The sequence below is a fragment of the Massilicoli timonensis genome, from assembly GCF_900199515.1.
In the GTDB taxonomy this organism is placed as follows: domain Bacteria; phylum Bacillota_I; class Bacilli_A; order Erysipelotrichales; family Erysipelotrichaceae; genus Massilicoli; species Massilicoli timonensis.
On sequence record NZ_LT963434.1, the window covers coordinates 1,084,703 to 1,109,728 of the forward strand.

Annotated in this window: 30 protein-coding genes and 1 pseudogene; 8 read left to right on the forward strand and 23 right to left on the reverse strand. The window is 47.5% G+C overall.

Going from position 1 to position 25,026, the window contains the following annotated elements; translation table 11 throughout:
- Positions 1-99: 99 nt before the first annotated feature.
- From C1712_RS07345 to C1712_RS07355, 3 genes are all read right to left on the reverse strand, one after another.
- Positions 100-1,434, reverse strand: a complete 1,335-nt coding sequence (locus tag C1712_RS07345; RefSeq protein WP_102268123.1) for a relaxase/mobilization nuclease domain-containing protein — start codon at positions 1,432-1,434, stop codon at positions 100-102.
- Positions 1,395-1,724 (reverse strand): plasmid mobilization protein, encoded by a 330-nt coding sequence (locus tag C1712_RS07350; protein ID WP_002584958.1) that lies wholly within the window; start codon positions 1,722-1,724, stop codon positions 1,395-1,397. The genes C1712_RS07345 and C1712_RS07350 overlap by 40 nt, the downstream gene beginning before the upstream one ends.
- A 199-nt stretch (positions 1,725-1,923) precedes the next feature.
- The gene (locus tag C1712_RS07355) at positions 1,924-2,280 is read right to left on the reverse strand and encodes a helix-turn-helix transcriptional regulator (protein ID WP_044942672.1); all 357 of its coding nucleotides are present in this window, start codon (positions 2,278-2,280) and stop codon (positions 1,924-1,926) included.
- Positions 2,281-2,678: 398 nt separating this feature from the next.
- On the opposite strand from C1712_RS07355, the gene C1712_RS07360 reads away from it, so the two are divergent.
- The 6 genes from C1712_RS07360 (at position 2,679) to C1712_RS07390 (ending at position 7,381) form a co-directional block, all read left to right on the forward strand.
- Entirely contained in the window at positions 2,679-2,864 is a 186-nt protein-coding gene (locus tag C1712_RS07360) for a cysteine-rich KTR domain-containing protein (RefSeq protein ID WP_003431289.1), read from the forward strand.
- 16 nt (positions 2,865-2,880) lie between these two features.
- On the forward strand, positions 2,881-3,864 hold the full coding sequence (gene rlmN / locus C1712_RS07365) for a 23S rRNA (adenine(2503)-C(2))-methyltransferase RlmN (RefSeq protein WP_002584956.1): 984 nt from the start codon (positions 2,881-2,883) through the stop codon (positions 3,862-3,864).
- 473 nt (positions 3,865-4,337) lie between these two features.
- Positions 4,338-4,775 (forward strand): sigma-70 family RNA polymerase sigma factor, encoded by a 438-nt coding sequence (locus C1712_RS07370; RefSeq protein WP_003502131.1) that lies wholly within the window; start codon positions 4,338-4,340, stop codon positions 4,773-4,775.
- Complete coding sequence (locus C1712_RS07375; protein WP_002604473.1) at positions 4,759-5,001, forward strand: helix-turn-helix domain-containing protein; 243 nt, start codon at positions 4,759-4,761, stop codon at positions 4,999-5,001. The genes C1712_RS07370 and C1712_RS07375 overlap by 17 nt, the downstream gene beginning before the upstream one ends.
- A gap of 455 nt (positions 5,002-5,456) precedes the next feature.
- Positions 5,457-5,630, forward strand: a complete 174-nt coding sequence (locus C1712_RS07385) for a transposon-encoded TnpW family protein (protein ID WP_002604472.1) — start codon at positions 5,457-5,459, stop codon at positions 5,628-5,630.
- A 77-nt stretch (positions 5,631-5,707) separates the two neighbouring features.
- Positions 5,708-7,381 (forward strand): recombinase family protein, encoded by a 1,674-nt coding sequence (locus tag C1712_RS07390; protein WP_002604471.1) that lies wholly within the window; start codon positions 5,708-5,710, stop codon positions 7,379-7,381.
- Positions 7,382-7,388: 7 nt separating this feature from the next.
- On the opposite strand, the pseudogene C1712_RS07395 reads toward C1712_RS07390, so the two are convergent.
- From C1712_RS07395 to C1712_RS07440, 9 genes and pseudogenes are all read right to left on the reverse strand, one after another.
- Positions 7,389-7,574 (reverse strand): annotated as a pseudogene (locus C1712_RS07395) (recombinase family protein); the annotation flags it as partial.
- Between the two features lie 111 nt (positions 7,575-7,685).
- Positions 7,686-7,874, reverse strand: coding sequence for a transposon-encoded TnpW family protein (locus C1712_RS07400; RefSeq protein ID WP_000427739.1), 189 nt, complete (start codon positions 7,872-7,874; stop codon positions 7,686-7,688).
- Between the two features lie 14 nt (positions 7,875-7,888).
- Positions 7,889-8,728 (reverse strand): ATP-binding protein, encoded by an 840-nt coding sequence (locus tag C1712_RS07405; protein ID WP_000200031.1) that lies wholly within the window; start codon positions 8,726-8,728, stop codon positions 7,889-7,891.
- On the reverse strand, positions 8,725-9,519 hold the full coding sequence (locus tag C1712_RS07410) for a replication initiator protein A (RefSeq protein WP_001205019.1): 795 nt from the start codon (positions 9,517-9,519) through the stop codon (positions 8,725-8,727). The genes C1712_RS07405 and C1712_RS07410 overlap by 4 nt, the downstream gene beginning before the upstream one ends.
- Positions 9,520-9,591: 72 nt before the next feature.
- The gene (locus C1712_RS07415; protein ID WP_000998386.1) at positions 9,592-9,978 is read right to left on the reverse strand and encodes a cysteine-rich VLP domain-containing protein; all 387 of its coding nucleotides are present in this window, start codon (positions 9,976-9,978) and stop codon (positions 9,592-9,594) included.
- Positions 9,968-11,635 carry a relaxase/mobilization nuclease domain-containing protein gene (locus C1712_RS07420; RefSeq protein WP_009249723.1) on the reverse strand — a complete coding sequence of 556 codons (1,668 nt, stop codon included), beginning with the start codon at positions 11,633-11,635 and terminating at the stop codon, positions 9,968-9,970. The genes C1712_RS07415 and C1712_RS07420 overlap by 11 nt, the downstream gene beginning before the upstream one ends.
- Complete coding sequence (locus C1712_RS07425; protein ID WP_001126628.1) at positions 11,607-12,005, reverse strand: plasmid mobilization protein; 399 nt, start codon at positions 12,003-12,005, stop codon at positions 11,607-11,609. Before C1712_RS07425 ends, C1712_RS07420 begins: the two co-directional genes overlap by 29 nt.
- Before the next feature lie 646 nt (positions 12,006-12,651).
- A complete protein-coding gene (locus C1712_RS12885; protein ID WP_000841357.1) occupies positions 12,652-12,843 on the reverse strand; it encodes a hypothetical protein in 192 nt (63 codons plus the stop codon).
- Between the two features lie 131 nt (positions 12,844-12,974).
- The gene (locus C1712_RS07440) at positions 12,975-13,172 is read right to left on the reverse strand and encodes a helix-turn-helix domain-containing protein (RefSeq protein ID WP_001909500.1); all 198 of its coding nucleotides are present in this window, start codon (positions 13,170-13,172) and stop codon (positions 12,975-12,977) included.
- An 82-nt stretch (positions 13,173-13,254) separates the two neighbouring features.
- On the opposite strand from C1712_RS07440, the gene C1712_RS13250 reads away from it, so the two are divergent.
- Entirely contained in the window at positions 13,255-13,716 is a 462-nt protein-coding gene (locus C1712_RS13250; protein WP_021659603.1) for a hypothetical protein, read from the forward strand.
- A 41-nt stretch (positions 13,717-13,757) separates the two neighbouring features.
- Here the strand turns inward: C1712_RS13250 and C1712_RS07455 are convergent, their stop codons facing one another.
- From C1712_RS07455 to C1712_RS07490, 6 genes are all read right to left on the reverse strand, one after another.
- Complete coding sequence (locus C1712_RS07455; RefSeq protein ID WP_000456787.1) at positions 13,758-14,525, reverse strand: class I SAM-dependent methyltransferase; 768 nt, start codon at positions 14,523-14,525, stop codon at positions 13,758-13,760.
- Between the two features lie 231 nt (positions 14,526-14,756).
- On the reverse strand, positions 14,757-15,212 hold the full coding sequence (locus C1712_RS07460) for an XRE family transcriptional regulator (RefSeq protein ID WP_001071126.1): 456 nt from the start codon (positions 15,210-15,212) through the stop codon (positions 14,757-14,759).
- 81 nt (positions 15,213-15,293) lie between these two features.
- Complete coding sequence (gene tet(W), locus C1712_RS07465) at positions 15,294-17,213, reverse strand: tetracycline resistance ribosomal protection protein Tet(W) (protein ID WP_000691721.1); 1,920 nt, start codon at positions 17,211-17,213, stop codon at positions 15,294-15,296.
- A gap of 621 nt (positions 17,214-17,834) precedes the next feature.
- Complete coding sequence (locus C1712_RS12890) at positions 17,835-18,398, reverse strand: response regulator transcription factor (protein WP_102268132.1); 564 nt, start codon at positions 18,396-18,398, stop codon at positions 17,835-17,837.
- 220 nt (positions 18,399-18,618) lie between these two features.
- Positions 18,619-19,476 (reverse strand): DegV family protein, encoded by an 858-nt coding sequence (locus tag C1712_RS07485; RefSeq protein ID WP_102268134.1) that lies wholly within the window; start codon positions 19,474-19,476, stop codon positions 18,619-18,621.
- 74 nt (positions 19,477-19,550) lie between these two features.
- Complete coding sequence (locus C1712_RS07490; RefSeq protein ID WP_178200629.1) at positions 19,551-20,420, reverse strand: DegV family protein; 870 nt, start codon at positions 20,418-20,420, stop codon at positions 19,551-19,553.
- Positions 20,421-20,628: 208 nt separating this feature from the next.
- On the opposite strand from C1712_RS07490, the gene C1712_RS07495 reads away from it, so the two are divergent.
- A complete protein-coding gene (locus C1712_RS07495; protein ID WP_102268138.1) occupies positions 20,629-21,237 on the forward strand; it encodes a YigZ family protein in 609 nt (202 codons plus the stop codon).
- A gap of 92 nt (positions 21,238-21,329) precedes the next feature.
- On the opposite strand, the gene C1712_RS07500 is transcribed toward C1712_RS07495, so the two are convergent.
- The 5 genes from C1712_RS07500 to rapZ all read right to left on the reverse strand — a co-directional run bounded on the left by C1712_RS07500 (position 21,330) and on the right by rapZ (position 24,946).
- Complete coding sequence (locus tag C1712_RS07500) at positions 21,330-21,581, reverse strand: helix-turn-helix domain-containing protein (protein ID WP_245858089.1); 252 nt, start codon at positions 21,579-21,581, stop codon at positions 21,330-21,332.
- Positions 21,582-21,662: 81 nt separating this feature from the next.
- Positions 21,663-22,166, reverse strand: coding sequence for a hypothetical protein (locus C1712_RS07505; protein ID WP_102268140.1), 504 nt, complete (start codon positions 22,164-22,166; stop codon positions 21,663-21,665).
- A gap of 38 nt (positions 22,167-22,204) precedes the next feature.
- Positions 22,205-23,143: a DNA-binding protein WhiA gene (whiA, locus tag C1712_RS07510; RefSeq protein ID WP_102268142.1), complete on the reverse strand. Its 939-nt coding sequence runs from the start codon at positions 23,141-23,143 to the stop codon at positions 22,205-22,207.
- Positions 23,127-24,083: a gluconeogenesis factor YvcK family protein gene (locus tag C1712_RS07515; protein ID WP_102268143.1), complete on the reverse strand. Its 957-nt coding sequence runs from the start codon at positions 24,081-24,083 to the stop codon at positions 23,127-23,129. The genes whiA and C1712_RS07515 overlap by 17 nt, the downstream gene beginning before the upstream one ends.
- The gene (gene rapZ, locus C1712_RS07520) at positions 24,080-24,946 is read right to left on the reverse strand and encodes an RNase adapter RapZ (RefSeq protein WP_102268145.1); all 867 of its coding nucleotides are present in this window, start codon (positions 24,944-24,946) and stop codon (positions 24,080-24,082) included. The genes C1712_RS07515 and rapZ overlap by 4 nt, the downstream gene beginning before the upstream one ends.
- Positions 24,947-25,026 lie beyond the last annotated feature (80 nt).

Consider the following 25,026-nt stretch of genomic DNA (forward strand, 5'->3'; position numbering starts at 1 on the left):
TATACTTTATCGTCTATGCTGTTTCCCCGCGCTGGAAGCCGCAGAAACACAGGCGTTTTCAGCCCTTAACGTTCCACTTGCCACCCCATGTTTTGCGCCTTATCGCTCCTGCTCCCGCGCCCTGCTTTGGGACGGGTAAAGAATACTATCGACGTTCTTTTTGACAATGCCGTATTCTTGCATTTGCTTTTTCGCTTGGCGGTAATCCTCATACAATTTGCTTTTTCTGTCGTTTAAGCTGCTATACTCCTTGCGCAGCGCGGCGAGATCGGGCAGCTTCTTTATCTGCATTTCCTTTAATGCCCTTGCCGCAGCTTCAAACAGGATAATTTCGCTTTCATGCCCCCGCAGATACTTTTCCTTGTCCCGCGACTTCTTGTATTCCTCGTAAATCGGTTTTAATTGTCGGTATGTGGTCGTGTGCTTGATAAGCAGCGACAAATCAGACATACGCTGCTCTACGTCCTTAACCGCCCTTGCCGCCGCGTCATGGGCGGTCATAATATCGGCTATCTTGCTTTCAAGTTCGCTATAATACTCAATCTTGTTTTCGGTTAGGAAGTTCATGCTTTTAGCAGCCTGTTTCAGATTATGGATTTTTGCCCACCGTTCATAGCCCGCCGACTGTTGGGCTTTGATACTGTTTTCAAGATCGACGACAATCCGGATTTTCTTATCTTCCCGCAGCGTTTTTGTTTTGGCAACATACACGCCCTTGATACGCTCCTTTATCGCTTCTTCCGTATAGGCCGCGCCGAGCGTCTTTGTGCGGGTAAACCGTTCCTGTCCGGCAGCGCGAAAGGAAATGTATTTGCCCTGTTTGATTTCATACCCCATTTCCTGCAAGCGGCGCAGCAGTTCGTCAAAATCTTTCACTTGGGGAATGAGAGTATCTATCGCCGTTTTCAGCTTTGCTTTGTAGCTTGTCCCTTGCTTTTCGGCGGTGTATTCTGCATAGCTTTTTCCCTTGTCCTGTCCCGGTACGACGACGGATAGCCCATGCTCTTTACATATCCTGTCGCTGGTGCGCCGGATAAAGTGATAGCTTTGCTTGTTGGAATGGTACTTTTTGTAGTCAACGAAGCTAACCGCGTTGAAAATCAAGTGATTATGCAGATGGTCTTTATCGACGTGAGTTGTCAAAACAAACTCATACTTGCCGCCTAATACCGCCCCGGCAAGTTCCATGCCGATTTTGTGCGCTTCTTCCGGTGTGGTTTCTCCCACCGCAAAGGATTGTATCAAGTGCCGCCCTAAATGTGTGCCGCGATCTCCGGCAGCTTCCCGCGTCCATGCAAACTCAATATCGGCGGTTTCCAGCCCGCAGCCGAAAGAGGACGCAAGCAGCTTCCCGTCTGTCTTTTCGGGATTTAAGATATAGTCTATCGCAGCCTTTAAGGTTGATTTAATAGGGTGCGTCTTTGTAACCGCCATATCTCGTCCACCGCCTTTTTAATGTCCTCTATATCCTGCCTGTAAACCGTCCCCGTCGCATTGGCGCGTTTTGCAATCTGGTTGATGTTCCGGCTCACCGCTTGCAGTTCCCGGATATATGCTTTTGTGTCGCTTCGGTCAACGACAAGAATATACCCGTCTATCGCCATTTTACGGAAGTATGCCCCATACTGCTTTATGGGAAGCTGCTTCATCTTCTCGTCGATCAGCCGCTTTTCTTCTTCCGTAACGTAAAACTTCATCTGTATATTTCTCTTTCGGTTTTCCATTTCCGCACCGCCTTTCGGTATAAGGGTTTGGGATTATCCCAACAAGCACTTTTCGCAAACGGGTACTCGTTTGCTGTGCTTGCTATCTACTCCTTATCCCGTTTCAAAGGCAGCGTTTGTTGCACTCTCTTTCTAATTTGGCGCAAAAAAAGATTGCAGCCCCTATGCGCTGCAATCTCCTGCTTCCCATATTGTGAGGTTAGTCCTCTGCTTGTTCGACTTCTGTTATCTCCCTTGCCGTTGCGGTTACAATCCGTATGCCTTTATCGCTCATACCGTCCAGCAGCGCGTCAAGCTGCCGCCGCCCGGTGGATTTCTCCGCATTGCTGTTCGGGAAGAAAAATTGATCTACCGAAATATGATACCGGGTTACAAGGTCATAGAATACCTGTAAACTCGGCTGTTGTCCCTTGTTCTCGATATTCGCAAGGTAGCGCGGGGAAATATATAACTCGTCGCTTACCTTTTTGCGGCTCTCGCCGTATTCATTTCTCGCGGCTTTTATAGCTGCCCCGAAAGCCTTAAAGTCGTACAATGGTACGGGTCTTTTTGCCATTTTCATTCACCCTGTTACATTTTACAGTTCACCTTTCTTTTTGGATATGTCCACACAATTCATATCATTAGGTTAAATACTTCCTGTTGTGTATTGACAGTAGACTGATTTTCTTATAAAATAAAATTTATGTAAAAGGAGGCGGCGTTTATGTTGCATAGCATGCGTATTAGATAAGCATTGAAAAAAAGGATTTTCCCATTTTCAACATGGGCTTTTTTGTCATGCTTATTTTGCGGATGCTATACAAAAAACTAACGACGTATAGATATAGTATAGACATAGTGCAAGCTATGCCTTAGTTTTGTTGTACTGCTCTGTGCATTATAAATGCAGGTCAATGCTCATGTTGAGGATTGACCTGCATTTTTTTGTGTAAAAAGGACGAGTGAAATATAATGCTTAAAAAATATTGGATAAAATGTCCGATTTGTAACGGAAAGACGAGAGTTCAAGTATTTCATAATACTGTATTAAAAGATTTTCCTCTTTTCTGCCCTAAATGCAAATTGACGCATATCATTGATGTAGAAAAATTAGAGATTGTAATCAAAAATACAGAAAAACAAACTTTTATTATTTAGAAGAAAGGATATAAAAATGAAACGTTTACCTAAATATACGCCTGCGGAAGTACGGAATGATCCATACGGATTTACTTACAAAGAAATGTCGGAAGTTATTGGCGAGAATGAAGCAAAAGCCTTATATGAAGAATTATATAAGCAATTACCACGCAAAAAAAATCTATCAATGTTGGTAAAAAATATTTGCAAAAGCAGTGATACTGAAAAGTATGTTTACGAACTGAAAGACAACAAATACATTGAAACGGTTTTTATCAAGCGGCGAGATGGTGGAACTGTTTGCGTGAGCACACAAGTCGGTTGTCCTGTTGGTTGTATTTTTTGTGAGTCCGGGCGAAATGGCTTTGTTCGTAATCTAACATCGTCAGAAATCGTACAACAGATTATATTGTTGCGTCGAAAAGTAAACCGTATCGTTTTTATGGGTATGGGAGAGCCTTTATTCAATTATGACAACTTGATAAAAGCAATCCATATTCTCCGAGATAGATATGGGCTCAACTTTCCAACCGACGGCATTACCATATCAACAGTTGGTCCGGTCGATCAATTAAAAAAATTGCGCGAGGAACATCTTAAAATTCAGTTGACAATATCTTTACACGCAGCAACACAATCTGCAAGAAATCGTATTATTCCTCACATGCGCATATATGCTATTGAAGATGTTGTTAAGCAAGCCTTATCCTATTCTGAAAGGCATAATCGCAAAATTGTCTTTGCGTATTTGCTTTTACCGGGTATAAATGACCGGCCCTCAGATGTAAGACAACTTGCAAAATGGTTTCGGGGCAAAAAAGTTATGATTAACGTGTTACAATACAACCCAACAAGCAATTCAAGAATTAAAGCACCACAGAAACGGGAAATAGTTGCATTCAAACATCAATTAGAGCAAGCAGGACTTGAAGTTACTATGAGAGTTTCTCATGGCAGAGAGATTAACGCGGCTTGTGGACAGTTAGCTAACACATATAATAAATTCAAAAAAAAATGATTAAAAGTGCCAGACGCATAGACGCAGAGCCGATAACGCATTAGGTCAAAAAACCTATGTGTTATCGGCTTTTTTATTTAATATTGCGCAAAAGCCGCTGTTCCCTATTATAGAATGGATTGCGGGTAGTGTATTAAAGTCGCCCTTTTTTAAGGATACGGCGGTATCGGGGAGGTATCGCCGTGTCCATTTTTATTTACTGTAACCCGCCTAATGCTTTGCGGTCAAAAAAAGCTATGCTCCGCAAGCGGGATATTCCGGCTATGAGTATGAACTGTCAATACATCTAAATACTTCTTACATTTCCTTTGCGCTCGTCCGCGTCTTGCGGACGGGCGCATTTTGCTTTTTTCAACTTTTTTCTGAAAAACGCACTCAAGAGCCATCTCCCGAACGGGTACGGAGCGAAAGGGGCAGAGAGGACAAGCCCTTAACTCCCGTCCTCTACTCCACGCGGGAAGGAGGTGAACTCTATGGAGCTATCTTCTTCCGACAAGGAAAGAATACAACATCAGTACGACGCATTAGCAAAGAAAACTTTGGTTGGCGAAGCGAAAAGCCACCGCCGCACTCTTGCGAAACGCGCAGCACGCGAAGTACCTTTTTCGGATTTGAGCGAAAGCGAACTCGCGCAGCTTTTCACAACGGACGAATACAAAAGCGATTATTTCCGTTTTCAAGTGTCCGGCTTTGATGTACTCGTCAAAAATGAACTGCTTGCCGAAGCCCTTAACGCTTTGCCCGAAAGGAAACGCGACATTATCCTTTTGTCCTACTTCTTGGACATGAGCGACGCGGAAATTGCTGAACTGCTGAATGTTGTACGCACGACGGTTTTCCGGCACAGGAAATCCGCGCTTGCGAAAATCAAACAGTATTTGGAGGGAAAAGCAGATGATGAATACCGTTAGGAAATCTGAAAATCTGTTGCCGTTCCCTGTCATTTCCGCAGCGGCAAACGGCGACACAACCGCCATGTGCGCGATCTTGAAGCATTACGAGGGTTACATAGCGAAACTTTGTACCCGCACGCTGAAAGACGACGCGGGCAATACCTATTCCTATGTGGACGAGGAAATGCGTAACAGGCTGCAAGTGCGCCTTATTACCCGCACCCTTGCTTTTCATGTAGGATAATCTTTTAGCCCATGCGGGGAGCGTGTCCCCTTTCCACGCTTCCCGTTATGGGCTATTTGTCGTTCCGTAACAGCACATCGGAAACGGTGTACTGTTACAGGCCGACAAAGCCTATTGTTCCTTGACAAAGAAAGCGGCCTTTGGTGCGCAGCATAACAGGCAACGGGTACATTCCGTCTGTACCGAGCCGGGCGGCGGGTACGCCATGACCGCTTTTCCCCGTTGGGGAAAAGTCGAGCGAGAACTACCGCGCCGTAAAACAAGTTTAGCAGCTTGTGGGCGACGACATACAAGGCGGCACAATGATACTCCCGCGTTGAACACCCTCAAAGTATTGCGCGGCGCACCCATAAGCATGGGCCGGGGTGAAACTCCCGTGAGGTTGCAGCTAACAACCGCCCGTTTTGCCTTTTGACGAATATAGTTTATCCATACAGGAAAAGGAGGTTTTTCTAATGGATAAAAAACAGACAATTACAACCGAACGCAAAATAGGGAAAATCACCTATCTTGTTCAAGCGTTGCCGAGTGAAAAGGCAACCGATACAATCCATAAAAAGATTGAAAAACTCATTGTAAAGGATTTGCAGAAAAAGCCCGGAAATCCGGGCTTTTTAGCGTCCGAGTAGTGCATTAGGCGGCGGGATATGGTATAATGATAGCAACACATTATACCTGTTTATTCGGCTGTCGGAAAGGAGGACTAATGTTACAGTCGAATAAAATCACCGCCCTTTACTGCCGTTTAAGTCAAGAGGATATGCAAGCCGGAGAAAGCGGAAGCATACAGCACCAAAAAATGATACTTCAACGCTATGCGGACGAACACCATTTTTTGAACACAAAGTTTTTTGTGGACGACGGATTTTCCGGCGTGAGTTTTGAGCGCGAGGGGCTGCAAGCGATGTTGCAGGAAGTGGAAGCCGGACGAGTGGCGACGGTCATTACCAAAGACCTTTCCCGTCTTGGCAGAAACTATCTGAAAACGGGCGAACTCATAGAGATTGTATTTCCCGAAAACGGAGTACGCTATATCGCGATCAACGACGGAGTTGACACAGCGCGGGAGGATAACGAGTTTACCCCCTTGCGGAACTGGTTTAACGAGTTTTACGCCCGCGACACAAGCAAGAAAATCCGCGCAGTTAAACAGGCACAGGCGCAAAAAGGCGAGCGCGTCAACGGGGAATATCCATACGGCTATATCCCAGACCCGAACAACCGCCACCACCTTATACCCGACCCGGAAACCGCGCCGATTGTCAAACAGGTTTTCGCTATGTTTGTTAGCGGTGTGCGTATGTGCGAAATCCAAAAATGGCTTGCGGAAAACAAAGTCTTGACGATTGGAGCGTTGCGCTATCAGCGTACAGGACAGGCGCGGTATCAGCGGGCAATGATCGCCCCCTATACTTGGCCGGACAAAACGCTCTATGACATATTAGCAAGGCAGGAATATTTAGGGCATACCATAACCGCGAAAACTCACAAGGTATCCTACAAGTCGAAAAAGACCCGGAAGAACGAAGAAGAACAACGCTATTTCTTCCCAAACACCCATGAGCCGCTTGTTGACGAGGAAACCTTTGAACTTGCGCAAAAGCGGATTGCTACCCGCCACCGCCCGACAAAAGCAGCGGAGATTGATATTTTTTCCGGCTTGCTGTTTTGCGCTGGTTGCAGACATAAGATGTATTACCAACAGGGCGTAAATATCGAGCCGCGCAAGTTTTCCTATTCTTGCGGCGCATGGCGCAACAGGGCAAGGACAGGCAGCGAGTGTACCTCTCATTATATCCGCAAAAACGTACTTCTTGATTTAGTGCTGGAAGATATGCGGCGGGTTTTGCGGTATGTTAAGGAACACGAACAGGACTTTATCTGTAAAGCTACCGAGTACGGCGACATGGAAGCGAGAAAGGCATTAGCGCAGCAGCAAAAGGAACTTTTCAAAGCACAGGCGCGTATGACCGAACTTGACACGCTTTTCCGCAAGCTGTATGAGGACAACGCATTAGGCAGACTGACAGATGAACGGTTTGTGTTTCTAACTTCCGGCTATGAGGACGAAAAGAAATCCCTTGCCGCAAGGATAGACGAGTTACAACAGCAGATCGCAACCGTTACCGAGCGAAAAAGGGATATATCAAGGTTTATTCAGATTGTCGGGAAATACAGCGACATACAGGAATTGACCTATGAAAACGTCCATGAGTTTATCGACCGTATTTTGATACATGAATTAGACCGGGAAACCAACACCCGGAAAATCGAAATCCATTACAGCTTTGTCGGACAGGTTGATACCGAGCAGGAGCCGACGCAAGTTGTCAACCATGACCGCCGCAACATGGTAGATGTAAAAAGTATCGCTATCTAACCTCAGCAAAGTTCGCACCTGAGTAGCCGTCGTCGGTGTACCAGCGCAGATTGGTAAAGCCGTTCTGCTTGGCGTAGGCTTCCAAAATCCGTTTCTGGTTGGAAATGGAATTGCTCTCGCCTTGCAATTCGTCCTCATGGGACAATCTCGGATAAAGGGCGGTAATGAGGTTTTGGGTGGCTTGTCTTAACATAAAATCCTCCGTTTCCGACAGCCAGCCCCACTATTCCGTGGTTTCATTGTACCACGGAACAGGGGCGGCTGTACAGCGGTAAAAGTGATAAATCTGCTTCTTTACAGCTTGTCAAATCGCCTTTTTTTGTGTAGCAGCGGCTTCCGCTTCCAGTACCCTCGCCATCTTGTCGGCGGCGGTGCTGGTGGTGTCTTTCTTGAAAAAGCCGGACACGACAAGAACGGTATTCCCCATGCGGATTTCCGTCACGCAGTCGGGGCGGCGGGTGGTACGGTGGTCGTGCTGCTTGATATTCTCCATAGGCAATACTCCTTTCATTCAGCCAGCAGTTTCTTCATGGTTTCCATTTTCCGCTTTGCGGTTTCCTGCCGGAAGTTGACGCCAGTAAAGCGTATCGGGACGCACATGGACAGCAGTCGGTCATAAATCCGGGAATGGGCCGTGTCTGTCGGCTTTTTCAACTCGTCCAGCGGGCGGTTGGTGGTGGCGATCAGCGGCTTGTTGCTGCGGTATCGGGTATCAATCACATGGAATACCTGTTCCAGTCCATAGTCGGTGCCACGCTCCATGCCGAAGTCGTCAATGATAAGCAGCGGATAGCGGCAAAGGCGGGAAATATACTCATTCCGGCCTGTAAAGCCGGGAGAGAGGTCGCCCAGGATAACGGCGAAGTTCGTCATATATACGGGGACTTCTTTCTCCATGAGGGCGTTTGCGATACAGCCCGCAAGGTAGCTTTTCCCGTTGCCGACGTTCCCCCAGAACAGGCAGCCGATGTTTTCGGCCTGCATTTCTTCCCAATGCTCCGCATACCGCCGGGCAATCCCGGTCTGCGGGTTTCTGCCGTTGTCGTTCTCGAATGTCCATTGCTGCATGGCTGAGTCGGCAAAAGCCCTCTGTTTCAGATTTTCCACGGCTTCCACATGGCGGCGGTGTTCCTCGGCGGCCTGCCGCTGCTCACGGGCGGCTCTCTGGCAGTCGCACTCTGCCGGGTGGCGGTCACGGCCAAACAGCTCCTTACCCTCCGGGAAGTAGGCTTCTTTCGGCGTATGGCACTTTCCGCAGTAAAGCAGTCCGTCCTCGCCGATATAGTCCTCCATCTCCGGGGCGGCGGTTGTCATGTTCTCCAAAATATCTTTGATTTCACTTGTCATAAGCTTTCTCCCTCCATACAGGTATAGTCGGGGATGCCCTGTTTTACGGCTCCCTTTTTGTCATTGGCCGCCCATCTGTGCAAGGCGGCGGCATAATTCTGGTAGGCTTTCCCGCTGGCGGCAAGGTAATGGCTCATTTCCTCAATCAGCCGTTCCAGCCTGTCCGGGTATTCTGCCTGTAACTCGTCATATTCGTCCTTTGACAGAAAAATATTCTCATATCGGCCATAAGCTGTGGGCGGCTCCCCACTCGCTCTCATTGTTTGGTTCTCTATTAAGTTGTTTATATTAGTTTTGTTAGGGGTCGGTTTTCCGACCATCATAGGGTCGGTTTTCCGACCGTCATAAGGTCGCTTTTCCGACTGTATGAGGGTCGCTTTTCCGGCCATCAGTTGGTCGGAAAACCGTACCACTGGGACAGGCGGCACTTTCACATAAAGCCGATTGGGTGCGGAGAAGCCCCGCCGTTCCCGTTCTAAAAGCCCGGCTGCGTCCAGTTCTTTCAAGGCTCCCTTGATGGCGGTACAACCCTTGTCCAGCATTTCCGCTATCTCCGCAACGGGGTAGACAATGAATATCCTGCCCTCGCCGTCCTGCCAGCCGTTCTTCTGTGACAGGGTGGAGCGGTCTAATAAAAGCGCATACAGCAGCTTGGCGGTCTGTGAAATCTCCATTTTCAGCAGGAAACGGGGGTATGGAAGATAGGCGGGCAGCGTGGTGTCTGCCCTGATATAATCAGCGATAGTATCACCTCCCTCTGTGTTGTGTCGTTTTTGGGCTTTGTCACGCATTAGGACGGCATTTCCGGGGGGAAAGGATAAATGTATCGCATACCCTTTGACACCCACGAAAAAAGCCTTGATTTATGCGGGTTTGAAAGGCTCTAAAGCGTGACATTTCTGCCTTTGTTTCCGCTTTCTCTCGGCGGCTTTGCGTTTCTTCATGCACCCGGCGCAGCCGGGGCAGTATTTCCCCCGGTTGGATTTGGGGACAAAGGCCGCCCCGCAGACCGCGCAGCGTTTCCGGCTCCCCCGGTACAAGAGGGCTGCGGCCAGCTCCCCGTCAAGGGGCAGGACAGCCACACGGAACCAGCGGCACATGAGGGAATAGGAAATGCTCTGGACGCACACGCAAGGCTCCCCGTCGTCTAACAGCAGGCAGTTCCCCTCGTCGTAGTTACAGCACTCATGCACAAGGCGGCGGGCTGCCTGGTGCTGGCGGTAGTCCATGCGGGACGGCTTATCGTTCATGGCTCTGCTCCTTTCTGCGGTGCGGCTCTTCCCGGCGCAAAATCTGGTCGATGTTCCGCTTGACGGTCTGCAACTCCCTGAACCGCTGCTTCTGTTCGTGATAGGTGTTGTACAGGCCGTCTTTCTCGGAGATAAGCTGCTCGATCTCGGCCTGCAACGCTTTTCGGCCGGGCAGCTTGGTAAGCCCCTGTGCCTTGAAATACCGGGCGGCGGCTTCGGCTATGATAAAATCGCTCTCGTTTGCCTGGCGGTATGCGGCGCGGGCTTTCTCGGATTTCTGCGCTTTCAGCCCCTCGCGGATGGGCTTGGTCTTGGCATAGGCAAGTACCTGTTGCCGCAACTCCCTTTTCCCTTGCAGCTTCGTTTCCAGTGCTTTCAGTTCGCCGCTGGTCTGGCGCATTTCCTGATAGGCGGTAGCAACGGCGGCTTCAAGCTGTTCCGGGGAAGAAAAGCCGTACTGTTGGTAGATGGTCAGGGTCTTGGCGGCCTGTTTCAGATTGTGTATCTTCGCCCATCGTTCATAGCCTTTGCCCTTGCCCTCGGCCATCTTCTGCTCAATGTCCACAAGCCGCTGCACACTGTCCTGTCTGGGGTCGATTTTCCCTGTCTTTTCGCCCTGTAAGCGGCCTTTCCCGGCGTGTAGGTATTCGGGTATGGCTGCGGTCTGTTCGGCGGCTCTGGCGGCTTGGTGCTGCGGGGTGTAGCGAACCGTTACGCCCCTCTGGGCGTTCTGCTCCAAAACGGCAAGGACGGCGGTGCGGTCAAAGTCGCCGCCCAGCTTCCGGGCGGTGATAGGCTTCGTCCTGTCTGGCGTGAGGTAGGACAGCCGCCCCCGGCTCTCCTTGACGGTCACACCCTCCCGCAACAGCAGAGAGGAAAACTCGTCAAAGCTGGCAGCGGTGGCAAGGGCTTTCCGTAGGGTCTGCCGCAGCTTCTCCTTGTTCGTTTCAAACTTGGTCTGCCGGGGCGTGATACCGCCTGCAATCATGGGGGCGTTCTGCTTGTCCAGTGCGGCCTGTCCCTTTTTCTGCGCCCAATATTCCCGGTCTGTGACACGGTTCTTGCTGCCGTTCAAGAGGTCGATTTGGTAAAGTCCTTCCCGGTGGCACATCTCCATGACCTCGGACTTGAAGTAGCGTAGGGCTGCGTCGGTGCAGCGGTGCTTGCACCCGGCTTTCGTGTCCGCTGGCCTGTCCATGTAGGGCAGGAACGGCACTTCCTCTATCCGCAGGCTGTTAATGACGATATGCACATGGATGTTGCCGCTGTGGTTATGCCCGTCCGGGTGGGTGCAGACAAGGGCCTGATGGCCGGGGAAATGCTCTTTACAGAATTGCTCCCCCAACGCCTGCGCCCGGTCTACGGTCAGGCCGTTGTCCGGCCCGTCCCGTGGGTCAAAGCTGATGATATAGTGGTGGCTTTTCACATCCTCCCGCCGCTGATTTTTCTCATAGCGGAGATTGGAGCGCATACACGCAACGGCAAAATCCTCGCCGCCGCAGTTCAGCGTGGACAAGCGATAATCCTCACGGGGGATAAGCCTGCCGTTTTCATCAAGGACGGGCTTCATAGTAAATTCGTCATGCTCAAAGAGCAGGTATTGTTCGGCGGCTCCGTAGTCGGCGTTCTTAGAGCCTAAATGCTTGAGTGTTGCCAACGGCGTCACCTACTTTCTTTAGGACTTCATACTTGAGGGCGGCAAGGTCGGCGGCCGCTTCCCGCAATTCCTTTGCCATAGCCGGGTAGGGGCTATGCCACTCGTTGAGGGTGCGGGCAATCTGGTTGAGATTGCCGCCAATCCTGCCGTACTCGGCTGTGAGCTTCCCGACAGCGGAGAGCAGCTCGTCATTGACTGACGACACATGGAGTACGGGGCGTATGGTAGTGCGCCGGATGGCCTGCCGGAGAAATTCGGACTGACTGATACCATAGGGCGCAAGCCGTTCTGTGAAGTCGGCGTATTCTTCATCGGTCAGCCGGGTTTTCACAACATGGCTGCGGTGGGGGGTGTTGTATCGCTTCGGCATGGGCTGTAAACCTCCTTTCACTTATCACAAAAAATGGGCTGGTCTGTTAGCTATTTTCGGGGCATTTCCTGTCTGCCGGACAGAAATATTTTTGCGGCGTAAGCCGCATAGCAGGGTTTGGGGAAGGCACTCCCCAACAAGTTTCCCGCGAGGGGCAAAACCGCAGAATTGCGGATTTTGGCACCGTGGTAGAAACTTGCTCTAAGTAAGCCGTAGATTTCCCCTTGCACTTACTACTCGTATAGCTGCCGCCTGTTTTGGCCGGATTTCTGCAAAAATCTTACGGCGTGGGGCGATTTTTACCCGCAGTTCTTTCTTTCCGCTAAAGATACATTTCAAAGGCCGCCAGCTACCCGCTTGCCGGGAATTTTCTCAAATTTTCCTTTGCCTTAGAAATACAGAAAATGCAGATTTGGCTACCGCCGCAGAAAATTTTTTGTTTCCGGCTTCACCTACCTACTACGGATGACTTTGCGATTTTGCCAAACGGATAAAGAAAAAAGCAGCAAATCTTTTTCAGACTTACTGCTTTCGCTGGCCGCCGATGGGCGGTGGATATTCAGTTTTGAAAGTTCAGGTCAGGTTGGCCCGATGATGGATAGCACAATAAATTCCTGTTTTCCCTTTAAGGCATTGTGCATTTTTTCTATTTCTCTTGATGATTATTTTTTTCATAATCAATCAATGTACCTATAACAATTCCAATCAACATTCCGATACCTGCACAAATAGAAATAGCAAAAAGATTTTGCAAAAACGCCCATGCCAACACACCTATGCAACCACCGACAATAAATCCTGTTAATAAGCCAATAGTTAAGTATTTATTACTTTTCATATTGCTATATCTCCCCTAAAAGTATATTTGTCGTTGGTTCTATTATACTATGACCTGCTTCCTTTAGGAATAGATGAATTGTAAACTGGCTGGAGTGAAACCGCTAATGACAGCCAGTGTTTGTTCTTTGTTTATCGGTCAAAGCGAAATTTGAACAGGGCGGCAATGAGCTGTTGCTTTATATGTTCCTCAACTTCGGCGTTGACTTTCCCGTGTACTTTGGAACAGTAGCGGATATATCCGGCATAGTGGGAAAGAATGGTGTCGATTGCGTCCGGGTCGCCCTCATGGGCTTTGACGATTGTTTCATAGGGGAGAAGTTTACTCATAGTCATTTCCCTCCATGAGCCGCCTTAACCGCTGCAAGGCAAGCCGGATATGCCGCCCCGCTGTGCTGCGTGTCCGGCCAATATGTACGCCGATCACTCGCTGCGGCTGGCGCAGGAAATAGTAACGAAAAATTTCTTCCTGCGTCTGCTCCGGCAAAAGGGCAAGGGCGGCGGCAAGCTCCGCATGATACAGAACGGCGGTCTGGCCGCAGGCGGTAAAAAGATATTCTTCAAGCTACTCCGGCTCGGCAAGCTGGACAAACTTTTCACTCATCAGATAATCAAGGGAAACTTCCCGTTCCCACCTCCGGCGCAGCTTCAAGATTTTATCTATGGCTGCGTGACGAATGACTACCTTGCAAAAGGCATTGAATGTGTACTGGATATGCACCTTGTAGGCTTCATCTTCGGTCATGGAAATTCCCCCTCTCTGAATAATAGTGCGGGGCGGCAGTACTCCTTGCTGTCGCCCCTTGATTGCCTACCAGCAAAGACGGGCGGGGCTGTCAACGACGGCGCGAAGCGGCGTTCATTTTATCGTTGACTGGCTCGGCTGGGTTTGCTATTTACCCGACAAACTTGAATTTATTTTAAGCTATCACGTTTTACCTTCTTAAGCCTTACTATCATTACCATAGGAATTTCTTTGTTGGTTTTGAAACATTCTTCATAAAATCCATCAATGACAAATCCAGCTCTAAAACAAAGGTTAAAAATATCTTGTATGGAACGATGATAATAAATCTGCTCTTTCGGTTGCCCTTCAATCGCTATATCATAGTAACTGTGCGGTGTCATATATTTTTCAGTCAACGTGACAAAACAAGGGTGTTGCGTTGCAAAGACAAAAATTCCGCTTTCCTGCAACAGTTCATAAACAGCCATAAGAAGTGGTTCAATGTCCGTAATATCCATAATTGCCATATTAGAAACTGCTTTCGTAAAGGCTCGATTTCTTTTTAATTCTAATATACTTTTTCTATCGGTCGCATCCGCCACACAAAATTCAATTTGTTTTGCATATTGTGATTGCCGTCTTTTAGCCAATTCTATCATTTTTTTGCTGTAATCAAAAGCGACAACCGAAGCACCTCTTTGTGCAAGATACGAAGAATAATTTCCATTGCCACACGCAATATCCAAAATGTAATCCGCAGGATTAGGAGATAGAAGTTCCGTTACTTTGGGGCGCACTACCTCTCTGTGAAATTCATTAGATTCGTCACCCATTGCATTATCCCAAAATTGTGCGTTCTCCTCCCAGATTTTTTTACTTTCCTCTGTTCCCATGTTCTCTCCCACTCCCAAAATTTGCTTTTTTGCTTCCATTAAATCTTCCTTACTATATTCCATTGTTACCCTCCATAACTTCTGATTGTTGTCGTCTTGACTATTATGTATCTTTTCTTTCCAAAATGGTATAGGCTTTTATTTTTGTAATGCTGCAAAACTTTTCTTCTGTAAGGTATTCAAAGGATATTTCCCTTTGCCGCCGCTTGCATTAAGCCGCCGCTATTGGAAAGCCAAAAGCAGCGGCTTTTTTTACTCGGTATTACCGAAAAGTATAGAAAGCAGGATATGTCATCATTTGTCATTTCTTCTCAATGTAATAACTGCATGGCATATCAAGCCAAATACAAGAGAAAAACAGCCACCGCCAAATAGTGATGCTCCCCACCCTGCACCTGACATTGTCATAAAACCGCCAACAAAGAAAATACCAATGCCAAGAAATATACCAACACCATAAAAAAGTCCAATTGCCATATCGTACTTATTAAATTGTCGTTTCTCCTTTTTTTCATATGTTTCCATCTTTGTTATTACCTCCTTCGCAAAATCGTCCATGTTGACTCCAAAAAGAAAGCAAATTTTTTTCAACATATTTAAATCGGGTTCATTAACATCTCTCTCCCAATTCGATAGTGCCTGCCGGGTAACATTCAATTCCCCGGCTAGTTCTTCCTGTGTCATTCCCAATTGTGTTCGCAGATGACGTATTTGCTTTCCTGTTGTAATATTCGTCTGTTCCTGGTTCAAAATAGTTTCTCCTCTCTGATACTGATTTTATCAATGATATTTCGCAATAGCCAGCAATGAACGCTTGCATTGCGCAAGACGTTACATTATCTTCTGAAACATATAGCGCACCTTGTCCAGGCGGCTGTTTGGACGGCGGGGCTGGATGACTGGCTTGCCGACAGCGGCCTGATACCCTTTCAGTTCTGTAAGGCATACGCTCTGCCCGTTGGTGTAAAAGGCCAGATCAGTACGGTATGCCTGTATACAGCGGGCGGGAATCTCGCCAGTAAAGACAACTTCATCCTTTTTTACCTGGACCGTTTCGATGGTGGCACAGTATTTCGGTGCATCATGATAAGCCCTGGAAAGATATTCCCGGGGCGCATAGAGGGTGAAGGAGAGATAAGGTTCCAGCAGTTGCGTCCCTGATTCCTTCAATGCCTGTTCCAATACAATCGGGGCCAATGAGCGGAAGTCCGCCGGCGTGCTGACCGGACTGTAATAAAGCCCGTATTCAAAGCAAATCTTACAGTCCGTTACGTTCCAGCCGAACAAGCCCTGCTCCAGCCCGTAACGGATACCATCCCTGACAGCGTTTTGAAAACTCTGGTTCAAGTATCCCAGCGAAACCCGGCTCTCGTATTGTACACCGGAGCCAAGCGGGAGTGGTGTAACAGACAGTCCGATGGATGCCCAAAACGGGTTGGGCGGCACCTCGATATGGATGGTGTGGCTGGCTGCTTTGAGCGGCCGCTCCATATAAATGACGGTGGGTTCCTTTACCACTGTTTCAAGCTTGTATTTTTCCGACAGCAAAGCGGAAACAACCTCCAACTGCACCCGGCCCAAAAAAGAAAGAATGATCTCATGGGTGATGGAATCCACCTCGCAGCGCAAAAGCGGGTCAGTATCCGCAAGTTGCGTAAGAGCGTCCAGCAGCCGTTCTCTTTGCGCTGCCGTTTTCGGCGCAATCGACGTCCGCAGCATGGGGAGGGGGTCCTCACGCCACCTTTTACGAGGGAGCCGGGTTGGGTCCCCTAATACATCGTTTAACCTCACGCTGTCGCTGGGAAGGATAACAATTTCACCCGGATAAGCGGTGTCTGTCCGAACAATTTCCCCTTTGGATGGAATACGCATCTCTGTGATTTTCAGCTTTTCTCTCCCGGCCAGGGCCACCGTATCCCGCAGGCGCAGCGTTCCGCTGTATAGCCGTAGATAGACACGCCGCTGGCCGCAATCTGTATACTCCACCTTGAAAACGCTGCCGCATAGGGCGGCGCTCCCCTGTTCCCCAATCGGTTGGAACAGCCCTGTCACCGCATCCATCAACGGTTGAATGCCAAGGCCCTTTTTGGCGCTGCCATAATAGACCGGGAACAGGGAGGCGTCTTGAACCCGCCGCTGTTCCTCCCGCACAAGTTTTTCCCGGCTGATTGGTTCTCCTGCGATATACTTTTCCAATAATTTATCGTTATTTTCGATGACCGCATCCCATGCTTCTATGTCGGTATTTTCCTCCAGGACTATTTCCGGGGACAGCGACACCGTCTGCTTGATGATAATATCGGCGGAGAGCTTATCCCGAACAGACTGAACCACGCTCTGCAAATCAACGCCAGCCTGGTCGATCTTGTTGATAAAGATAACGGTGGGAATGTTCATTTTCCGCAGGGCATGGAACAGAATACGGGTCTGGGCCTGCACGCCATCTTTAGCGGAGATCACCAAGATGGCCCCATCTAAAACAGCCAAAGAGCGGTACACCTCCGCCAAAAAATCCATGTGGCCGGGCGTATCCACAATGTTGACTTTACATCTGTGCCACTGGAAGGAAGTGACTGCCGCTTGAATGGTAATCCCACGCTGCCGCTCCAAAAACATGGTGTCCGTCCTCGTTGTCCCTTTTTCGACGCTCCCCGGTTCTGAAATGGCTCCGCTGGCATATAGCAGGCTCTCCGTCAAGGTCGTCTTTCCAGCGTCTACATGGGCAAGAATTCCAATATTGATTATTTTCATGTGATTGTCCTCCCTTTACTGCCCCGAAGGGCATAAAAATCCCCAGCAGTAAAATACTTTTACCACTGGGGATGATAATTTGCGGACATACACATATACAGCATACACCTGTTTGTGAGTGCTGTTTTTGGGGATATGTCAAAATTGATAAGGCAAAAGTATTCTTAAATTGGGTACAAAAAACTAAGCCCCTACAAAAGGGACTATCATAATCCTTTGTTCCCACTATTTGATTATAGTTTTATTTAAGAATACCTTGCCGCATATTTTTTACTCCTTTTCTGGAATTGACTATATTATATCACATCAGTTTTAGGAAAACAAGTATCTAAAAGAAATTTTTCTTCCCCTTATATGTAACAATCATACCGGCTTCCTAACGTTCAGAATGGTTTCTACTGTCTGCTGCGGTGTTTGGTTGGAATTGTCCAGCCAAAAGCCGATCCGTGGTGTTGTCTGCATTTTACTAAATACAAATTCAATGTATACAGAAAGAAATATATAAGGAGTGGGAGGGATTCCGCCGTAGTCGGCATTGTAGGAAAATCCAAAAGTTTAGATTTTCTCAAAATGCTTATCTTTTGGTCTTTGGTTCGGAATAGTGTAGTGCTGGCGGTCTATCTATTGTTTTCGGTTGCTTGCTTCTTTACCGTACATGAGCATTAGCATTTCTTTGGAAACGATCATATTCAGATGATGCATCAAAACTTTCATCACTTCAGCTTCTTTATAACCCAAATGGATCGATTTACCATTACAGGTCAGATTATGATTGGAAAGATGAAAGGTCAGATCATCAAACACCAGTTCTTCCAGCACCACTTCTCCCTGACGACGGGAAAGCGCACGAATACGCGCCAGCAGCTCTTCACTGGAAAACGGCTTTGTCATATAGTCATCCGCACCGCTGTCTAATCCCTGGATCTTATCCTGCACATCATCCTTTGCCGTTAACATCAGCACCGGCACCTGATTGTGAAGCTGACGCAGTTCTCTGACGACATCAAATCCGTTTTTCCCCGGAAGCATGACATCTAAAAGCATGACATCATATTCCTGAAGCATGGCGTAAGTAACCGCATCATCGCCATTATCGATCAGATCGACCTGATATTTCTGTTCTTTTAACAATTCACAGATCGCACTGCCGAGGTTGATCTCATCTTCTACTACCAGTATCCGCATTCCTCTCACCTCACTTTCTACATTAAAACACAAGGACCATGCCCTGTAAACAGTATAATGAGGAAAACTGAAAATAAACTGAAATCAGGATAAGAAAGCACAACCGTTTTACATCAAACACTTCCCAGTACAAGTTCCTACTATGTGAATGGTTTTGAGATACTTTCTCTTTTTAATTTACCTCTACCTTTCCCTAAATTAAAAAGCAGGCATTTGCCCGCTATTTCCCATATCGCTTAAAATACTGAATGGCCTGACAGCCCAGCCCCGTATGCGCCGATACCACGCTCACTAACGGAATCAGCGTATGATGTGCATCAGGGAATGCCGCCTTTAATTTGTCTTGCAGAACATGTCCTTCCGCTTCACTGTCTACATGCGCAACGATGATTTCCCAGTTTTCGTCAATGCCGTCTTGCTTCATCAAATCGACGGACTGATCCATCGCTCGATGCAGCGTACGCACCTTCCCCACCACATCGATCTTTCCCGCTGTTTTCTGATTGATCTGCAAGATCGGCTTGATCTTTAATAAACCGCCTAAGGTTGCCGCAAGCGGTGTCAAACGCCCGCCGCGCTTCAAATGCTGAAGATCATCCGGCATCAGCAGCGTATTGGTAGAAGCCACGACTTCCTCTAAGATCGCTTTGATTTCCGCAATGCTCTTTTGTTCTTCTTCATACAGTCGCTTTGCCAGTACGATCAAATATTCTTCGACAACAGCTGTTACATGGCAGTCCACATAATCAAACGCAATGCCGACTTGCTCTGCCGTCATCTTCATTGCCTGTATCGTACCGGAAAGTCCGCTGCAGATCGGTACCGCAAAGATCATATCATAGCCTTCCTGTTTGAGCTGTGTAAACAGATCTTCGATCATTCCGGCTGCCGGTAAACTTGTTTTCAAATTGATCTGACGACGCATGAGCGCATTCACATCTTCTAATGTGATCTCAACCAAATCTAATTTATTCTCCTCTTCATAACTGATCTGAAGCGGCAGGGAATAAACGCCCTGCGCTTTCATTTCTTCAATTGTTTTTCCGGTTCCGCTGTCGGTTACGAATGCTACTTTCATTGCTGGTACCCCTCTTCATTTCTATTTGTCTCTATTTTATCACAGTTTATGCAATCCTGCATGATTTCCTGCTCTTAATCCCATTCACTTTTTCGAATCGTCTGTAAAGCGAGACAGCCATCGCCTGTATGGCAGCCAAGCACCGTCGGCAGTTCCATTTCACTGATTTCAAAATCTCCGACCTGCTTACGCACCGCTTCAGCCAGACGCTTCGCCGCCTCTTGACTGTTGGCGTGTGGAATACATAGACGATGTGTTTCCGGCGTTACGCCATGTTCTTTCAGATCGTCGCAGATCATTTGAAACAGCTTGGTTTCTGTTCTTGCCATACCGAACTTATCCACGCATGAGCCATCCTCTGCCAGCTTCAGCAGCGGTTTGATCTTCAATAAACCGGCTACCGCCGCGGCTGCCGGTGAGATTCGCCCGCCTCTTTTTAACTGTACCAAATCCTTGGGAATGGCATAAGTCATCGTATCATCCAGTTTTTCCGCTAATACGTTTAAGATCGTTTCCAGCGGCGCATTTGCTTCAGCCATCTTCTTTGCGCAGCACGCACAGTCCTGAAGCGGCGCTGCCAGCGTTCTGGTTTCGATCACATGCACTTCATCCATCTCAAGTGATTCTGCCGCAAACCGAAAGCCCTGATAGGTGCCTGATAGACCGGCTGCGATCGGCAGGACGATGATCGCATCATAATGCGCTTCCTTCCACTGCTTCATGCAGTTTTCCAAATAACCGGGATTCGGCTGTGAAGTCGTCGGCAGTTTGCCTTCTGCCTGTGCCGCATATAACTCATTTGCACGCATTTCGATCTGATCTTTATATTCCTTATCATCCAGTAAAACAGATAAGGCAACCAAAGCAACGCCTGCTTTTTGCGCATCCGCTTCATTCCAGCCCGATGTCGTATCGGTTACCACTAATATTTTTGACTGTTCCATAAACATCCTCTTTTCTTCTTTTCCCGCACATTATACACATGCTTTATTTGATTGTCAAACTATTTTCATTTCATTGCTGTTCTATGCAACTGCATTATACTATATCCTATTCTCATAGTAAAACAGATTTTCATTTCACTTATGATCAGATTATGCTTGTATGTGTGATTTCTTTCTTTTATAATGAAAAACAAAGAGAGGTGAAGCCATGTATCGCTTGCATGCAGACAGCCATTACGAAATCGAAATCAAAAAATCCCGTTTTATCTGTTATCTGCATAAATGTGATACAGAAGCGGATGCCAAAGCATTTATTCAGCAGATCCGCAGGCAGCACCCGGATGCCAGACATCACTGCTATGCGTTTATTATCGGTGAGCATCATGAGCTGATGCGAAGCAGCGATGACGGCGAACCGCATGGCACTGCCGGCGTACCGATGCTGGAGTGTTTGAAGAAACATGAGGTCGAGCAGATCGTCGCGGTAACCGTACGTTATTTCGGCGGTGTTTTATTAGGAGCAGGCGGCCTGGTGCGCGCTTACTCACAAAGTGTATCACAGGCGTTATCGCATGCGACGCTCACGACACCGACCTTGATGAAGCGTTACCGTCTGACTTTTTCTTACGCTTTGATCGGTAAGATCGATCATTTATTAAAAGGACAGGCTGACATCATCGACAAGCAGTATGATGAAAAAGTAACGTATCTTTACCGCACCGATAATCCACATCTAAGCGAACAGATCGCCGAGCTGAGCGCCGGCAAAGAGCTGCCTCACTATTTAGAAGATGAGATCGTGGAAAAAGCGATCTGATGAAGTAGATCAAAACAGCCGAAAACGGCTGTTTTTCAATGTACACGATAAAAAAGAAACGCCCTAATCGCGCTCCTTTTTCGCTCTAATGATCAAAACAAAAACAATTCACTGAGTTCAACGTCCAGCGCTTTGGCCAGCCGTTCAATGATCTTCAAAGAAACATTGCGTTCTCCTCTTTCCATATCCGATACATAATTGCGGTGGATACCGGAAAATTCCGCAAGTTTTTCTTGCGACCAGCCTTTTGCTTTACGCAGTTTTCTAACCCTCTTCCCAAATGCAATACAAATCGTGCTTTCATCCGTTTGGTCTATCATGTCGCTCGGTAGTAATCCATTCATGATTTCACCCTACCCTTTCACACTTTTATTTATATGAAAATGATACCAATTACCTGATTGAACGTCTACCTATGATAAGTGTTAGTGGAATTTTTTGTAAAGAAAAAATACAAAAACAGAGGCCCAAACCATGCTGCTGAACCCTAAAATGAGATTTCCTCTGGTATGATCGGGGACATCTCGCTGTTTCACTGCCGTACTGATCGTTTCTTCGCTCTGCGTGGCATCCTGCATTTCTTTGGCATAACGATACTGTGGATTGCGTATTGCGACAGAGGCGATTTCTCGTTCCAATAGGATCGACTGCACCAATTTCCCATCTGCGAATACATACACATCAAGCGGCTCCTCAATAGCGGAAACCGCGTCTGCCTCAATCTCCAAGCGCTTTGCCTGTTCTAAGAGCGGACATACTTGTTTTTGTCCTTCCTCGCTGATCCATACATTAAACAACGTGATCGGAAAGACGCTTTCCTCATATTCTACAAGGATCTGTTCCTCGCTGCACGCATGCAAATTCACTTCGTATCTCGTCCCGTGTAAAAAAGGAAAAAAGGCAGCTATCCATGCCAGTATATACCTCATATACATCACCACTTCTAGTCTGCACTTTTCATTGCCTTTTATTCACTGCGGTATTGATTTGCGATTTCTCTGATCTTGCTGAGCCGATGTTTCATGCCGGATTTGGTGATCGTTGCCTGATATGCTTCATGGTACAGTTCACATAACTCATTCAACGAGCTTTCCGGATATGCTTTGCGCAGCAGCGCCACTTCCTTGATCTTTTCCGGCAGACTTTCCAATGACTGAAAGTTCTCGATCCAGGCGATGTCCTCCAGCTGCTTTGCCCCGGCCTTCAAAGAACGCATTTCATTGGCTACCTCGCAGTTGTCTAAACGCGTCAGCGAATTCATGAAATCACGCTGAATGCGGCTGTCCTCGAAGCTGAACAAAGCGTCGCTTGCCCCGATACAGCGCAGAAAATCCGATATTTTATCGCTCGCCTTCAAATAGACGACATGCTGATGACGGCGAATGATATATTTGGCCGGCAGATGAAAGCGATTCATCAGCTTCTGGATAAATTTTGCCAGTTCTTCACTGCCTGCAGTCAATTCCAGATGATAATTGCTCGTCTGCGGCGAATTGATCGAACCGCCTGCCAAAAACGCACCTGCCAGATAAGCTCTGGCACAGCACTCTTTTTTCACCATGGCGGCGCTTGGATGGGTCCGCAAGCCTTTTTCCGAAAAAAGCTCCAGATCCTCTAAGATTTCCTTGGCCTGTTTTACGATTCGAATCACATATACATTGTTTTTCTTTAATTTCATCTTGCGCAGCACGGACAGTTCGCTCTCCACATGATAGCGTTCCTTTACCAGTTTCCAGATACGCTTAGCCGTATTCACATTCTCGCTTTTTACGACGATATGAATGCCGCGGTTTGTAAAACTGAGGGTGGAACAGATTTGAATGAGCGCTGACAGCTGTGCTTTTTCACAGCATGCATGCAATAGATTCTGCGCGACTTCCGCTTTGACTTCACTTGTGAAGGACATTTTCATCCTCCTTTAACAACTGCTCCAGCATTTCTTTGATCTTTTCGCTGTCATGACGGATCAACTGATTTTCAAAACTCAACATATCGCAGTAAAGCAAGCGATAATCATGGTTTTGTTCTTTTACTAAGATCGGAAAGCTGCCCATTAATTCATAGCGTGCCAATATCTGCGGAGAAATGATGTTATTATGTGCGACCACAATGTCGATCGCTTCCGGGAAAGTATGGTCGATGATCGCCTGCACATGATCTTCCAGCGAATAATAATCCGTTTCCCCGGACTGACTCATCGCATTGCAGATATAGATCTTCTTTGCCTCGCTTTGCTTTAATGCCTTTGCGATGCCTTCAATGATCAAGTTCGGCAGGATACTGGTATAAAGCGATCCGATTCCATAAATAATGTAGTCCGCTTCCAAAATGGCCTGCACCGCTTTCTCATTGGCAACGACATCTTCTTCATAAAATACGCGTTCGACCCGGTTCTTAAATTTGGGAATGTTGCTTTCACCGCGTACGATCGTGCCATCCTGCATCATCGCAAACAGCGTAATGACCTGTTCCGTCGATGGCAAGATCTGCCCTTTGATGTTCAAGACCTTGCAGCACTGCTCGATCGCATTCATAAAGCTGCCTGATTCCTGTGCCAATGCCGTTAAGATCAGATTCCCCAAGTTATGTCCGCCGATATCGCTCTCACCGCTGAAGCGAAAATTCATAAGTGATTTCAACATGCTTTCGCTTTCAGCAAGGGCGCACATGACATGGCGAATATCACCCATTGCCGGAATATGAAACTGCCGCCGCAAACGGCCGGTGCTGCCTCCGTCATCCGCAACGGTAACGATCGTCGTCAAAGCGATTCCTTCAATTTTCTTAAGCCCGCGCAGGATCGCCGACTGTCCCGTTCCTCCCCCGATCACGACGACCTTTTTCATCTTGTTCCCTTCTTATCGCGATGCCCTTTATAGCAGTGATACTGATCGCGATAATGCGCATACAGCCAATTCGTAACGGATACCGAACGATGCTGTCCGCCCGTACAGCCGATGCCGACCGTCAAATGCGTCTTGCCTTCCTGTTCATATTGTTCAAACAGATAATCCAAAAAATTGCGCAGGCGAATCAAAAACTGCTGCGTCTGTTCAAACTGCATCACATAGTCATATACCGGCTGATCATCTCCGGTCAATCCTTTTAACGCTTCGATATAGTAGGGATTCGGCAGAAAACGGACATCAAAAAGCAGGTCCGCGTCCATCGGCACCCCATGCTTATAGCCAAACGATACAAAGCTGATCGCAAACACCGGTTTTTCCTGAAAAGACAGTTGATTGGTCAAAATGCCTTTTAAGCCTTTTTGATCCAGCTTGGTCGTATCAATGCGCAGGATCGCCCGTTCGATCAGACTGTCAAACATATCCCGTTCCATTTCGATCGCTTCTTCCAGCGTATTGGCCTTCGCATGCAGAAGCATCGGATGATGACGGCGCGTAAATTTATAACGTCTTAACAGTACCTCATTAGACGCATCTAAAAAGACCACTCTTACTTTTACATCTATATTTTCAAAATAATTCAGAAATTTCGGGTAATCCATGGCGGTCGTCGCCAATGCCAAATGGCGATAGCGTTCATCCTGCGTATTGTGAATGATCTCGCCCAGATTTTTGATCAATTCTACCGGAAACTGGTCGATACAGTGATACCCCATATCTTCCAAAATGCCGATTGCCGTCGTTTTCCCCGCACCTGACATGCCCGTGATCAGCAATACATCCGGCTGCTTTTCTTCTTTCATCACATACACCTCATTTCTAGTCTTATAGTACCACACCCAAAGATGTCCTGCCAGCGTTTCTTTGATAAATGTCAGATGCG